This is a genomic window from Streptomyces broussonetiae, assembly GCF_009796285.1.
In the GTDB taxonomy this organism is placed as follows: Bacteria; Actinomycetota; Actinomycetes; order Streptomycetales; family Streptomycetaceae; genus Streptomyces; species Streptomyces broussonetiae.
Map to the genome: position 1 here is coordinate 2,266,356 of NZ_CP047020.1, position 13,320 is coordinate 2,279,675.

Annotated in this window: 11 protein-coding genes and 1 pseudogene; 5 read left to right on the forward strand and 7 right to left on the reverse strand. The window is 71.6% G+C overall.

Translation table 11 applies throughout. The features are described 5' to 3' along the window. Positions 1–40: 40 nt before the first annotated feature. The 5 genes and pseudogenes from GQF42_RS10450 to GQF42_RS10470 all read right to left on the reverse strand — a co-directional run bounded on the left by GQF42_RS10450 (position 41) and on the right by GQF42_RS10470 (position 6,030). On the reverse strand, positions 41–1,564 hold the full coding sequence (locus GQF42_RS10450; RefSeq protein WP_158919356.1) for an MFS transporter: 1,524 nt from the start codon (positions 1,562–1,564) through the stop codon (positions 41–43). After that, positions 1,561–2,112: a TetR/AcrR family transcriptional regulator gene (locus GQF42_RS10455; RefSeq protein ID WP_158919357.1), complete on the reverse strand. Its 552-nt coding sequence runs from the start codon at positions 2,110–2,112 to the stop codon at positions 1,561–1,563. Before GQF42_RS10455 ends, GQF42_RS10450 begins: the two co-directional genes overlap by 4 nt. An 82-nt stretch (positions 2,113–2,194) precedes the next feature. After that, positions 2,195–3,166 (reverse strand): annotated as a pseudogene (locus tag GQF42_RS10460) (aldo/keto reductase). A 184-nt stretch (positions 3,167–3,350) separates the two neighbouring features. Beyond that, entirely contained in the window at positions 3,351–4,784 is a 1,434-nt protein-coding gene (argH, locus tag GQF42_RS10465; protein WP_158919358.1) for an argininosuccinate lyase, read from the reverse strand. 49 nt (positions 4,785–4,833) lie between these two features. Beyond that, the gene (locus GQF42_RS10470) at positions 4,834–6,030 is read right to left on the reverse strand and encodes an argininosuccinate synthase (protein WP_158919359.1); all 1,197 of its coding nucleotides are present in this window, start codon (positions 6,028–6,030) and stop codon (positions 4,834–4,836) included. A gap of 131 nt (positions 6,031–6,161) precedes the next feature. Here GQF42_RS10470 and GQF42_RS10475 point away from each other — a divergent pair, with 131 nt between their 5' ends. After that, positions 6,162–6,749 (forward strand): pyridoxamine 5'-phosphate oxidase family protein, encoded by a 588-nt coding sequence (locus GQF42_RS10475; RefSeq protein WP_158919360.1) that lies wholly within the window; start codon positions 6,162–6,164, stop codon positions 6,747–6,749. A 3-nt stretch (positions 6,750–6,752) separates the two neighbouring features. Then, positions 6,753–7,460: a L,D-transpeptidase family protein gene (locus GQF42_RS10480; RefSeq protein ID WP_158919361.1), complete on the forward strand. Its 708-nt coding sequence runs from the start codon at positions 6,753–6,755 to the stop codon at positions 7,458–7,460. Positions 7,461–7,530: 70 nt separating this feature from the next. Here the strand turns inward: GQF42_RS10480 and GQF42_RS10485 are convergent, their stop codons facing one another. Both GQF42_RS10485 and GQF42_RS10490 read right to left on the reverse strand, forming a co-directional pair. Further along, positions 7,531–9,018, reverse strand: a complete 1,488-nt coding sequence (locus tag GQF42_RS10485) for a sensor histidine kinase (RefSeq protein WP_233273318.1) — start codon at positions 9,016–9,018, stop codon at positions 7,531–7,533. After that, positions 9,015–9,755 carry a response regulator transcription factor gene (locus GQF42_RS10490; RefSeq protein WP_158919362.1) on the reverse strand — a complete coding sequence of 247 codons (741 nt, stop codon included), beginning with the start codon at positions 9,753–9,755 and terminating at the stop codon, positions 9,015–9,017. Before GQF42_RS10490 ends, GQF42_RS10485 begins: the two co-directional genes overlap by 4 nt. 224 nt (positions 9,756–9,979) lie before the next feature. Between GQF42_RS10490 and GQF42_RS10495 the strand changes: the two genes are divergently transcribed. From GQF42_RS10495 to GQF42_RS10505, 3 genes are read left to right on the forward strand one after another with little or no spacing between them, the layout of a single operon-like run. Continuing rightward, entirely contained in the window at positions 9,980–11,332 is a 1,353-nt protein-coding gene (locus GQF42_RS10495) for a ferredoxin reductase family protein (RefSeq protein ID WP_158919363.1), read from the forward strand. Between the two features lie 46 nt (positions 11,333–11,378). After that, on the forward strand, positions 11,379–11,870 hold the full coding sequence (locus tag GQF42_RS10500; protein WP_158919364.1) for an FMN-binding protein: 492 nt from the start codon (positions 11,379–11,381) through the stop codon (positions 11,868–11,870). A gap of 59 nt (positions 11,871–11,929) precedes the next feature. Beyond that, positions 11,930–13,312 (forward strand): ferredoxin reductase family protein, encoded by a 1,383-nt coding sequence (locus GQF42_RS10505; RefSeq protein WP_199272637.1) that lies wholly within the window; start codon positions 11,930–11,932, stop codon positions 13,310–13,312. Positions 13,313–13,320: the final 8 nt, after the last annotated feature.

Consider the following 13,320-nt stretch of genomic DNA (forward strand, 5'->3'; position numbering starts at 1 on the left):
CGGCCGGTGGAGCACGGCTCCGCTCCCCCGGCCGGGTCGCTCATTCGGCGCTTTCCAGTTTCTGGCCCCTGAGCAGGAACCAGGCCGCCGCCGCCGTCGCCAGCAGGACCGCCGCTCCCGCGCCCGAGGCCAGGTGGAGGCCGTGGACGAAGGACTCGCGGGCCGCTTCCAGCATCCGGCCGGCTGTGTACGGAGGCATTTTCGTCGCCGACTCCACCGCCGCGCCCAGTGATTCATGAGCTGTCGCCGGAGTTCCCGTCGGACCCGTGAAGTCGCGGTAGACGCCCGTCACGATCGAGCCCAGCAGGGCGATGCCCAGGGCGGCGCCGAGTTCGTACGCCGTCTCCGAGACGGCCGAGGCGGCGCCCGCCTGGTCCTTGGGGACGCTGGAGAGGATCACGTCGGCGGTGACGGTGAAGGAGAAGCCCGCGCCGATGCCGACGACCAGCAGCGCGGCACCGAGGACCGGGTAGCCCGTCGACACGCCCAGGGTCGTCAGCGCGGCCAGCGCGAGGCCGACCCCGGCCAGACCGCCGGAGACCACCGCGCGCACCGAGAAGCGCCGGGCGGCGCGTCCCGCGACCAGGCCGGCCGCCACCGCGCCGACGGCGGCGGGCAGTTCGGCAAGTCCTGCCTCGAACGGGCGCCTGCCCTGGACGAGTTGCAGGTACTGGGAGAGGAAGAACACCAGGCCGGACATGCCGAGCACGGTCAGCAGGTCGGCGAGGACCGCCCCGCTGAAGCCGCGCCGCCTGAACAGCCGCATGTCCAGCAGCGGGGTCTTCATGGTGAGCTGGCGGTGGACGAAGCCGTACAGCGCGGCGACGCCCAGCAGGCCCGCGGTCAGCGTCGGCCAGGTGAACCCGTGCGTGGCCGCCTCCTTGACCGCGTACACGACGCCGATCATGCCGACCAGGGAGAGGACCACGCTGATCAGGTCCCAGGGGCCGGGGTTCGGATTGCGGGACTCGGGCAGCGTGCGGATGCCGACGAGGACCAGGACCGCCATCACCGGCAGGTTGATGAGGAAGACCGAACCCCACCAGAAGTGTTCGAGCAGGAAACCGCCCGTGATGGGGCCGACCGCCGTTCCGGCGGAGGCGGTGGCGCCCCAGATGCCGATGGCGAGGCTGCGCTCGCGGGGGTCGTGGAAGAGGTTGCGGATCAGGGCGAGGGTGGCGGGCATCAGGGTCGCGCCCGCGACACCGAGCAGCGCCCGCGCCAGGATCATCAACTCCGATGTCGTGGCATAGGCGTTGAGGACGGAGATCGCACCGAACGCCGTGGCACCGCAGAGCAGGATCCGCTTGCGGCCGATGCGGTCCCCGAGGCTGCCCATGGAGACGAGCAGACCGGCGATGACGAAGGAGTAGACGTCGCCGATCCACAGCAGCTGGGTGCCCGAGGGGTTGAGGTCTTCGCTGATGTAGGGGGTTGCCAGACCGAGGACGGTGGCGTCTACGGCCACCAGCAGCACGGCCAGGACGAGGACGGACAGCGCGAGCCAACGGCCCGGTCGCTGCTCCGTCTCCGCCACGCGGGCCGGCTGCAGGGTGCTGGTCATGGTTCCTCTCTTCGTACGGCGCCGCCGAGCAGCAGCTCGGCGATCATGGTCGGGAAGTCCCGGGCGGCCACACGGCCGTCCAGGATGGCCCAGGCGCACGAGGCGACCAGCCCGTACAGCGCCTCGGTGAGCCAGACCGGGGGGAGATCGATACGGAACTCGCCGGACTGCTGCCCGCGCTGGAACACCGCGCCGATGCGGGCGTCCAGGCGCGGCCAGCCGTTGTTCTGCCGGTCGCCCTCCCACAGCTGGCTCTCGCCGTAGAGAAAGGCGAGCAGCCCGGCGGCGGGCTGGATCTCGCGCACCAGCCTGCGTACGGCCTCGCTCGCGGACCCTTCGTCCGGCCGGGCGCGGTCCACGGCCGCCTCGCATTCCGCGATGCCGAGCGCCTCCAGCGCCCGTACGAGGGCGTCGCGCCCGGCGAAGTGCCGGTGCAGCGTGGCCCGGCTGATCCCGGCGGCCTTGGCGACCTCGTCCATGGTCGCGGTGGATTTACGGGTCAGCAGGGCGGCTGCGCTGCGCAGCACGTGGTCACGATCCAGGGCCATGAGACAAGAGTAGCCCACATGAGACAATCGTGTCTCACGGTGGGCACGGGCGATTCATGAGAGCCGGTCGTGGCAGACGCTCTCAGTGCCAGGGCAGCTGCCCGCGCCGCTCCCAGTAGGCACGCGGGTCCTCGGCGAGCGTGGCGAGGCGGGTCAGCTGGTCCACGTCGAGGTCGACGGCGGGTGCGTGCAGGTTGGAGAAGAGCTGCGGGACGGTCGCGGCGCCCGAGAGGACGACGCCGGCCCACGGCTGGCGCAGGATCCAGGCGAGCGCCACCGCGTCACAGCCGAGGGAGGTCTCCTCGGCGACGGCCGTCAGCACCTCCGGGGCGTACGGCGCGGCCAGCCGCCCGTTGGCCATGCCCTCCTTGACGATCACGGTGAGGCCCGCGTCGTGCGCCTCGGCGAGGGCGGGAGCGGCCGAGGTCTCCAGGGCGTTGTACGTCGACTGCACGGTACGGAAGAGCCGTTCGCCGTCGACCGTGATCTCCAGCGCGGCCCGGATCGCGTCGGCCTGGGCGGGGCCGCTGGTGGAGAAGCCGATGCTCAGGCCCTGGGCGGCGGCCTCGGCCAGCCGGCTGTGCAGGTCCTTGTCGGTGAGGGCCGGGCTGTCCGGGGTCACCGAGTGGATCTGGTAGAGGTCGAGCCGCTCGCCGAGCAGCGCCTCGGTCTCGGCGCGCTGGCGCTCGTATGCGGCGAGACTGTGGTCCTTGACCTCGTGCTGCTCGGCGTCGGTGGTCCAGCCGGCGGTGTAGGTGTAGCCCCACTTGCTGCCGACGACAACGTCGTCGATGTCGGGGCGGGCGTTCAGCCAGTCGGCGAGGAACTCCTCCGAACGGCCGTAGGAGCGGGCCACGTCGAAGTAGCGCACGCCCTGGGCGTAGGCGGCGTCGAGGAGTTCGTGGGTACGGGTGCGCAGCGACTCCGCGCTGCGGTTGTCTCCCAGGTCTTCTTCGCGGCCGAGGTTGATCTAGCCGGGGCGACCCACTGCGGCCAGACCGAGGCCGATGTGGCAGGTCGGCGTGGTGGCTGTTGCGAGGCGGGCGAAGGGCATCGCGGGTTCCGTTCGGTCGGCTCCGGTACGGCTTGCGACCAACGTAACCCGCGATGCCCTCCGGGTCCGCCCAAGAACGCGGTTCGTGCGGTGGTTCGGCGAGTGCGCGTGCGGGTGCGCTGTGGTCACTCGCACGGTTGCCGGCGCCCCGGCAAGGGCCGACGGCCCTCCCGGGGCGCCGTCCTCAGCTCTTCTTCTTCGCGTCCGCCCACTCGTGCTGGGCCGCCACGTCCGCCTTGACCTCGGCCAGCTGGACGGCGACCGCACTCGGCGCCGTACCACCACGACCGTTGCGGGAGGCCAGGGCGCCCGGGACGTTGAGGACGGAGCGGACCTCGGGGGTCAGGTGGGCGGAGATCTTCGCGAACTGCTCGTCGGTCAGGTCGTCCAGCTCCTTGCTCTCGGCCTCGGCGACCTTGACGCACTCCCCCGCGACCTCGTGCGCCACACGGAACGGCACGCCCTGCTTGACCAGCCACTCGGCGATGTCGGTGGCGAGCGAGAAGCCGGCCGGGGCCAGTTCCTCCATGCGCGCACGGTTGACGGTGAGGGTGGCGATCATGCCGGTGAAGGCCGGGAGCAGCACCTCCAGCTGGTCGCAGGAGTCGAAGACCGGCTCCTTGTCCTCCTGCAGGTCGCGGTTGTAGGCCAGGGGCAGGGCCTTCAGGGTCGCCATGAGGCCCGTCAGGTTGCCGATCAGACGGCCGGACTTGCCGCGCGCCAGCTCGGCGATGTCCGGGTTCTTCTTCTGCGGCATGATCGAGGAGCCGGTGGAGAACGCGTCGTGCAGGGTCACGAAGGAGAACTCCTTCGTGTTCCAGATGATGATCTCCTCCGCGATCCGCGAGAGGTTGACGCCGATCATCGCGGTGATGAAGGCGAACTCCGCCACGAAGTCACGGGAGGCCGTGCCGTCGATGGAGTTGCCGACACTGCCGTGCTCGAAGCCGAGGTCCCGCGCGACCGCCTCCGGGTCCAGGCCCAGGGACGAACCGGCGAGGGCGCCGGAGCCGTACGGCGACACCGCCGTGCGCTCGTCCCACTGGCGCAGCCGCTCCGCGTCCCGGGACAGGGACTGGACGTGGGCCAGCACGTGGTGGGCGAAGAGCACCGGCTGGGCGTGCTGGAGGTGGGTGCGGCCGGGCATCGCGACATCGGGGTGGGCCTCGGCGAGGCCGATCAGGGCGTCCTGGAGGTCGGCGATCAGAGCGCCGATCGTCCGGGCGTGATCCCTGAGGTACATCCGGAAGAGGGTCGCCACCTGGTCGTTCCTCGACCGGCCGGCGCGCAGCTTGCCCCCGAGGTCCGGGCCGAGCCGCTCGAGCAGGCCGCGCTCCAGAGCGGTGTGCACGTCCTCGTCCGCGACGGTGCCGACGAACGCGCCGGAGGCCACGTCGGCCTCGAGCCGGTCGAGCCCGGCGATCATGCGGGTCAGCTCGTCCTGCGTGAGCAGCCCCGCCTTGTGCAGGACACGGGCGTGGGCACGCGAACCGGCGATGTCGTACGGCGCGAGTCGCCAGTCGAAGTGGACGGACGCGGACAGCTTCGCCAGGGCCTCGGCGGGACCGTCGGCGAAACGGCCGCCCCAGAGCCGAACGTCACCGCTGTTGCTGCTCACTTGCGCTGCTCCTAGAGAAGTGGGTCGGTTACGCGAGGTGTGCGTCAGGCTATGCCCGCAGATCGCGCCGTGCGGCGATCTGCGAGGACAGGCCGTAGATGTCGATGAAGCCCTTGGCCGCGGTCTGGTCGAAGGTGTCGCCGGTGTCGTAGGTGGCGAGGTTGAAGTCGTACAGGGACGACCGGGAGCGCCGGCCGGTGACGACCGCGCGGCCGCCGTGCAGGGTCATGCGGATGTCGCCGTTCACGTGCCGGCCGGCCTCGTGGACGAAGCCGTCCAGGGCGCGCTTGAGCGGGGAGAACCACTGGCCGTCGTAGACCAGTTCACCCCAGCGCTGCTCCACCTGCCGCTTGTAGCGGGCGAGTTCACGCTCGACGGTGACGTTCTCCAGCTCCTGGTGGGCGGTGATCAGGGCGATCGCGCCCGGAGCCTCGTACACCTCACGGGACTTGATGCCGACGAGCCGGTCCTCGACCATGTCGATCCGACCGATGCCCTGGGCGCCGGCACGCTCGTTGAGCTGCTGGATCGCCTGCAGGACGGTGACGGGAGTGCCGTCGATCGCGACCGGGACGCCTTCCTCGAAGGTGATGACCACCTCGTCGGCCTCGCGCGGGACGGCCGGGTCGGCGGTGTACTCGTAGATGTCCTCGATCGGCGCGTTCCAGATGTCCTCCAGGAAGCCCGTCTCGACCGCGCGCCCGAAGACGTTCTGGTCGATGGAGTACGGCGACTTCTTGCTGGTGGCGATCGGGAGCTGCTTGGCCTCGCAGTAGGCGATCGCCTTGTCCCGGGTCATCGCGTAGTCGCGGACGGGGGCGATGCACTTGAGGCCGGGGGCGAGGGCGACGATACCGGCCTCGAAGCGGACCTGGTCGTTGCCCTTGCCGGTACAGCCGTGGGCGACGGTCGTGGCGCCGTGCTTCTGCGCGGCGGCGACCAGGTGCTTGACGATCACCGGCCGGGACAGCGCGGAGACCAGCGGGTAGCGGTCCATGTAGAGGGCGTTGGCCTTGATCGCCGGGAGGCAGTACTCCTCGGCGAACTCGTCCTTGGCGTCGGCGACCTCGGCCTCGACGGCACCGCAGGCGAGCGCGCGCTTGCGGATGACGTCCAGGTCCTCGCCGCCCTGGCCGACGTCCACCGCAACAGCGATGACCTCGGCGCCCGTCTCCTCGGCGATCCAGCCGATGGCGACGGAGGTGTCCAGACCGCCCGAATAGGCAAGTACGACGCGCTCGGTCACGGGATCCTCCTCCACACTGCACTCCGATATGCATGAGTATGCAGACCACTGCATGATTCGTCAATCATGACTCCCGGCGCGCCCGAAAACTCCTTAGACAGTCGAAGGATTTCCGTAGATAATCGCTGAGCATGGGAAAGACGTATGAACGCATCGACGGCAGGCTCAGGACGTTCATCGAGGAGCAGCCCCTGTTCTTCGCCGCGACCGCTCCGCTCTCCGGCGAGGGCACGGTCAACCTCTCCCCCAAGGGCCTGAGGGGCTCGTTCGCCGTTCTGGACGAGCTGACCGTGGCCTACCTGGACTTCGCCGGGTCCAACGCCGAGACGATCGCGCACCTGCGGGAGAACGGGCGGATCACCCTGATGTGGTGCGCCTTCCAGGGCCCGCCGAACATCGTGCGCGTCCACGGCCGCGGCGAGCCGGTCTTCCGTGACGACCCGCGCTTCAAGGAGCTGCTCGCCCGCTTCCCCGGCATCGACACGAGCCTGCACGGGCTGCGCGCGATCATCGTCGTGCACGCCGAGCTGGTACGGGACACCTGCGGGTACGCCGTCCCCTTCATGGCCTACGAGCAGGACCGCGACCTGCACGGAAAGCGCTTCGCGCGCGAGGACGACGCCTCGCTGAGCACGTACTTCGAGAAGAAGGAGCACGTGGCGACGAGCCTGGACGGACTACCCGGGCTGCCGTTGCCACTGCCGCCGTCTACCGTCTGAGCCATGCGCCCCGGTGCCCTCCTCGCCCTCGTGTCCGCGTCCTCGCTCGCCCTGCTCGGTGCCGCGCCGGCCGGACCCGGTTCCGTGCCGCTGCCCGCACAGATGAAGGACACGGGAGGCGGCAGCCAGCTGATCATCGCCCAGGCACCCGGAACGGACTCGACGTCGGGAACGCTCACCTGGTGGGACCTGCGGGACGGACAGTGGGTGCAGGCGGGCGAGGCACCGGCCCGGTTCGGGTCGGGCGGCCTGGTGGAGGGGACCGCACGGAAGCAGGGGACCAACACGACACCGACCGGGCTGTACGGCATCCCCTTCGGCTTCGGGATCAAGGCGGCGCCGAGCGGGACGAGCGTCACGTACCGGGCGGTGAAGGACAGCTCGTGGTGGTGCCAGGACAACGACTCGACGTCGTACAACCGCTGGGTGGACCCGCTGCCGCAGGACTGCCGGGCGTCCGAGTCCGAGCACCTGATCACGTACGCGGAGCAGTACGCGTACGGACTGGTCGTCGGGTTCAACTACGACCGGCCGGTGCGCGGACGCGGCGCCGGCATCTTCCTGCATGTCAACGGGCGTGCGGCCACGGCCGGGTGTGTGTCGGTTCCGGAGGATGCGATGGTCCGCATCCTGGCCTGGGCCAGGCCCGAGAGGGCGCCGCACGTGGCCATCGGGACCGACGGCGGAGCCACGGCGGTCACCGGGTACTGACCCCCGTGCGTCCGCGCGGCGAAGTCGCATCGAGCGGCGGAGTCGCCCGTCGATACGGACTCGCGCCGCCTCAGACCGGCAGGCGGACCGTGAACGCCGTGGAGCCCGGTCCGCTCTCCAGCTCCACACGTCCCCCGTGTGCCTCCGCCACCGCCGCCACGATCGACAGGCCCAGCCCGGCGCCGCCGCCGGAGGCGTTCGGGCGGCGGCGGTGCTCCGCCCGTGTGAAGCGTTCGAAGACGCCCGGCTGGACCTCGTCGGGGACGCCGGGACCGTCGTCGTGAACGGTCAGGACGGCCGCGTCGGTGCCGGTCTCCAGGGTCACCGTCACCTTGGTGCCCACGGGCGTGTGCAAACGTGCGTTGGCCAACAGGTTGGCCAACACCTGTTGGAGGCGGTGGTCGTCGCCCGGGACCGTGACCGGGTCCTCGGGGAGGTCCAGGGACCAGCGGTGATCGGGGCCCGCGGCCCGCGCATCCGTGACCGCGTCCAGGACCAGGCGCGTCAGGTCCACCGGGCGGCTCTCCAGCGGGCGGCCCGCGTCGAGGCGGGCGAGCAGCAGCAGGTCGTCCACCATCTCGCCCAAGCGGGAGGACTCGGCCTTGATGCGCTCCAGGGCCCTGGTGACCCCGGGCGGCACCGGACCGGGGTGCAGCAGGGCCAGTTCGGCGTGGCCGCGGACCGAGGCGACCGGGGTGCGCAGCTCGTGGCTGGCGTCGGCGGCGAAGCGGCGCAGCCGTTCCTCGCTGGCGTGCCGTTTGGTCAGGGCGTCCTCGACGTGCCGCAGCATGCGGTTGAACGCCGCCGCCACCTGGCCGACCTCGCTGCGCGGGTCGCTGTCCGGGGCGCGCGGCGGCAGGGTCACCTCGCCACTGGCCAAGGACAGCTCGCTGACCCGGGTCGCGGTCGCGGCGACCCGGCTGAGCGGGCGCAGCGACCAGCGGACCCACAGGGCCCCGGCCACGCCGGCGGCGGTCAGAGCCAGGCCGAGGACGACCACCGCGACCAGTTCGAGGCGTCGCACCGCGGCCCGTACCGGCTCCGTCGGCAGCCCGGTGACCAGCACGTCGCCGTCCCGGCCGCGCCAGGCCATCAGCCGGTAGTCCCGCAGCCGCGACAGGCACACGGTGTGGCCCCTGCCGTCCGCCGGGACCCTGGCAAGGGCCGCGCGGTCGGCGGCGGTCAGCCGGACACCGAGGTCCTGTCTGTCGCTGGCGGGCACGACCGCCGCGCTGGTGACCTGGCCGTTCAGCAGGCGGGCACCGAACGTCTCGGCGGCCTGGCGGCGGGTGTCGCCGTGCTCGTCGCCGTCGTGGTCCGAGGGCTTGCGGGCGCCGTGTTCCAGGCTCTGCGCAAAGGCGGGGCCGGCCTGCTGGAGCTGCTGGTCGAGCCGGCTGGTGAGGAAGCCGTTCAGCTCGACCACGGCCGCCCCGCCGACCGCGGCGCAGCTGATCGCAAGGAGCACGACCAGACCGGCGATGAGCCGGGCGCGCAGGGTGCGCGGCCGGGGCAGCCGGCGCACGTCACTCGGGTGGGGCAGCCGCCGTGGGAGCCTCACCGGGCCACCGGCTTGAGTACGTAACCCGCGCCGCGCACGGTGTGGATCATGGGCTCGCGGCCCGCGTCGACCTTTTTGCGCAGGTAGGAGATGTACAGCTCGACCACATGGGCCCGGCCGCCGAAGTCGTAGGACCAGACCCGGTCGAGGATCTGTGCCTTGCTGAGCACGCGACGCGGGTTGTGCATGAGGAAGCGGAGGAGTTCGAACTCGGTCGGCGACAGTTCGACCAGCTCACCGGCCCGGGTCACCTCGCGGGCCTCCTCGTCCATCACCAGGTCGCCCACGACCAGCCGCGGCCCGTCCTCCAGCTGGCGGGCCATGCCCGCGCGGCGCAGCAGGCCGCGCAGCCGGGCGACGACCTCCTCCAGGCTGAAGGGCTTGGTGACGTAGTCGTCGCCGCCCGCGGTGATGCCGGCGATCCGGTCCTCGACCGCGTCCCGTGCCGTGAGAAAGAGCACGCAGACGTCGGGCTTCACCTCGTGCAACCGGCGCAGTACGGCGAAACCGTCGGTGTCGGGGAGCATCACGTCGAGGACGACGGCGTCGGGCAGCAGCTCGCGGGCGGCGCCGAGTGCGGCGGCGCCGTCGGCGGCGGCACGTACCTCCCAGCCCTCGTAGCGCAGGGCGCCGGTGAGCACCTCCGCGAGGTCGGGGTCGTCGTCGACGACGAGGACGCGCAGCGGGGTGCCGTCGGGGCGGGTGAGGGCGGGTCGGCCGGAACGGGTGGTGTTCATCGCGTCTCCCAGCATCGCCCCTGCCGAGGGGTGGGTCCTACCGCCTCCCCTCTGAGTTTTCTGTGAGTGCGCTCACCACTGCGCACCCCGCCCCGCTGAACGCCGGATGAGAAACCCCTCTGAGTCCCCTGTCGAAAGCCCTGGTCAGCGGCGTCGCTCAGAGGTGACTGAGAAATTTCCCGGGCACAGTGACCGGGCATGACGGACGAAAGGACGCTGAACCTATGACCACGGTGGATGCGCGGCGGACGGCCCCGCCCGTGCCCTTGGCCGCACGGCGTTCCCCGGCGGGGCCCGTGCTGGCCGTGCTGTGGGCCGGGGCGGCGGGCGCGCTGGCGCTGTGGTGGTCCGGGACCGGTTCGGTGGTCGGCACGGCCGGCTGGCTGACCGGCGCCGGGCGGATCGCCGGGCTGCTGTGCGGGTACGCCTGCGCGGTGCTGGTCGGCCTGATGGCGCGGGTGCCGCTGCTGGAGAACCGGGTCGGCTCGGACCGGGTGGCCCGCTGGCACGCGATGGCCGGCCGGTACACGGTCTGCCTGCTCGCCCTGCACGTCGTGCTGATCCTCGCCGGGTACGCCGCCCAGGACCACGCGTCGTTCTGGCACGAGACGGTGACCGTCGTGCTGGACTATCCGGACATGCTCAAGGCCACCGCCGGCGCGCTGATCCTGCTCGCGGTCGGCATCACCTCGGCCCGGGCGGTGCGCCGCCGTACCAGCCACGAGTTCTGGTACTACGTCCACCTGCTCACCTACGCGGCCGTCTTCCTGGCCTTCTTCCACCAGCTGACGCTGGGCGACGAGTTCAACGGCAAGCCGGTGGCGACCGCCCTGTGGTACGCGCTGTACCTGGGTGTCGCGGCCCTGGTGCTGTGGTTCCGGATCCTCGCCCCGGTCCGGCTCAACCGGCGCCACCGGCTGCGGGTCGAGTCGGTGCACCGGGAGGCGCCGGGTGTGTACTCGGTCGTCGTACGCGGCCGGCACCTGGACGAGCTGGGGGCACGGCCCGGGCAGTTCTTCCGCTGGCGGTTCCTCGGCGAGGGCATGGCCTGGACGTCGACGCCGTACTCGCTGTCGGCGCCGCCGCGCCCCGACCTGCTGCGCATCACCGTCAAGGCGCTCGGTGACCACAGCGCGGCCGTCCCGCTGCTGCGGCCCGGCACCCGGGTGTGGGCGGAGGGCCCCTACGGCTCGCTGACCGCCGAGCGGGCCACCAGTCACCGTTCGCTGCTGATCGCGGCCGGTGTCGGGGTCACCCCGCTGCGCGCACTGTTCGAGACGCTGCCCGGCGAGATCACCCTGCTGTACCGGGCGCGCGGTGCCGAGGATCTGGCGCTCGGCGGCGAGCTGGAGTCGATCGCCCGCCGGCGCGGCGCGCAGGTGCTGTTCGCGCTGAACGGGCCCGGCGGGGAGCGCCCGGACCTCTCGGCCGACGCACTGCGCGCGACGTTTCCCGGGATCGCCGGCCACGACGTCTATCTCTGCGGCCCGCACGGCTTCGCGCGGGACGTGTACGAGGCGCTGCGGGCGGCCGGGGTCCCGGACCGCCGGATCCACCACGAGTCGTTCGAGCTGTGACCGTTTCGAGAGTTCCGAGAGCTGCGAGAGTTGTGAGGCCCCAGACGTGCACGCGTTGAGGAAGAACCGCCCGCTCCGTCGGATCGTGCTGGCCAGTGCCGCGACGGTCTGCGGAACGGTGCTGCTGCTGTCGCTGAAGCCGCACGCCAGCCCCGCGCTGGCCACGGCCGACGCCAAGTCGCCGGCCGTATCGAGCGGTTCGGCCCCTTCGAGTGCCCCGGGCCCCTCCGCCTCGGGTGCGAAGAACGGCACCAGGACCGGCACGAGGACAGCCACCGGCGACACCGTCCAGACCCGCTGGGGCCCGGTCCAGGTGCGGGTGACGGTCAAGGGCGGCAGGCTCACGGACGTGACGGCCCTGCAGTACCCGCAGGACAACCCGCACGACCAGGAGATCAACAGCTACGCCCTCCCCCAGCTGCGGCGCGAGGCGCTGGCCGCGCAGGGCGCGCAGATCGACATGGTCTCGGGCGCCACCTACACCAGCACCGGCTACCGGCAGTCACTGCAGTCCGCACTGGACGCGGCAGGCCGCTGAACACTCGGCGCATGCGGCACGTACCTGTGGGCCAAGGGCCGAGTCCCCACGGAGGAACCGTGACCACCACCCTCGCCGGCGGCCGTGCCGCCCGCCGACAGACGATGCGCCGCATCCGCCCGCGCCGCTCCCCGGCCGTCCCGCTGCTGCTCGCCGTGTGGGCGGGCGCGGTGGCCGTGCTGTGGCTGTGGTGGCACAACACACCGTCCATCGCCGACGACACCGGCCGGATCGTCAACGCGGGCCGGATCACCGGTCTGCTCGCCGGCTATCTGATGGCGCTGGTCGTCCTCCAGATGGCCCGCGTCCCTGCGCTGGAGCGGCGGGTCGGCTCGGACCGGGTGGCCCGCTGGCACGCGATGAGCGGCCGCTACACGCTCTGCCTGGTCGTCGCGCACGTGTTCCTCATCATGTGGGGGTACGCGCGCCAGGCGGGCAAGTCGCTGAGCTACATCGTCCAGCAGACCGTCGACTCCATCAATCAGCTGCCCGACATGGGCAAGGCGGCCATCGGCGCCGGGCTGTTCGTGCTCATCGGGCTGACCTCGATCGGCGCGGTGCGCCGCCGGCTGCCGTACGACACCTGGTACCACGTGCATCTGCTGACCTACGCGGCGGTGTTCCTGACGTTCTGGCACCAGATCACCGACGGCAACGACTTCGCGCTCGAGCCGGTCACCAAGACCTTCTGGTACGGCCTGTACGGCTCGGTGACCGCGCTGGTGATCTGGTACCGGATCCTCACCCCGATCCGGCTGAACGTCCGGCACCGGATGCGGGTCGAGGCGGTCGTCGAGGAGACGCCGGGCATTGTGTCGGTGCTGATCAGCGGGCAGAAGCTGCACCGGATGGGGGCCGAGGCGGGCCAGTTCTTCCGCTGGCGGTTCCTGGCCCCCGGGATGCGCTTCAGCTCGCACCCGTACTCGCTGTCGGCGGCGCCCCGCCCGGACATGCTGCGGATCACCGTGAAGGCGATCGGCGACCACAGCGCCCGGCTGCGCGAACTGACGCCCGGCACCCGGGTGTGGGCCGAGGGCCCCTACGGGGCGATGACCGCGCAGCGCCGCAGCCGGGGCAAGGTGCTGCTGGTCGCGGGCGGGGTCGGGATCACTCCGATGCGGGCGCTGTTCGAGACCCTGCCCGGCGCGGCCGGGGACATCACGCTGCTCTACCGGGCCAACACCACGCAGGACCTGGCCCTGTGGGACGAGCTGGCGAAGATCGCCGACGAGCGCGGTGCCCGGCTGATGTACGCGGTGAACAGCCCGGAGGGCGAGCGGCCGGACATCTCCGCGGAGAACCTCCAGCGGAAGATCCCTGACATCGACCGGCACGATGTCTTCATGTGCGGTCCGGCCGGGTTCGCACAGTCGGTGTACGAGGCGCTGCGCGGCGCGGGAGTCCCCGCCCGCCGCATCCACCACGAGTCGTTCGAGATGTGAGCGGGAGC

Bases quoted from the DNA above. Each gene is read 5' to 3' on its own strand.
- GQF42_RS10495 (WP_158919363.1), top strand. From the start codon at position 9,980: ATGACCACGGTGGATGCGCGGCGGACGGCCCCGCCCGTGCCCTTGGCC.
- GQF42_RS10490 (WP_158919362.1), bottom strand. From the start codon at position 9,755: ATGAACACCACCCGTTCCGGCCGACCCGCCCTCACCCGCCCCGACGGC.
- GQF42_RS10450 (WP_158919356.1), bottom strand. From the start codon at position 1,564: ATGACCAGCACCCTGCAGCCGGCCCGCGTGGCGGAGACGGAGCAGCGA.
- GQF42_RS10455 (WP_158919357.1), bottom strand. From the start codon at position 2,112: ATGGCCCTGGATCGTGACCACGTGCTGCGCAGCGCAGCCGCCCTGCTG.
- GQF42_RS10480 (WP_158919361.1), top strand. From the start codon at position 6,753: ATGCGCCCCGGTGCCCTCCTCGCCCTCGTGTCCGCGTCCTCGCTCGCC.
- GQF42_RS10475 (WP_158919360.1), top strand. From the start codon at position 6,162: ATGGGAAAGACGTATGAACGCATCGACGGCAGGCTCAGGACGTTCATC.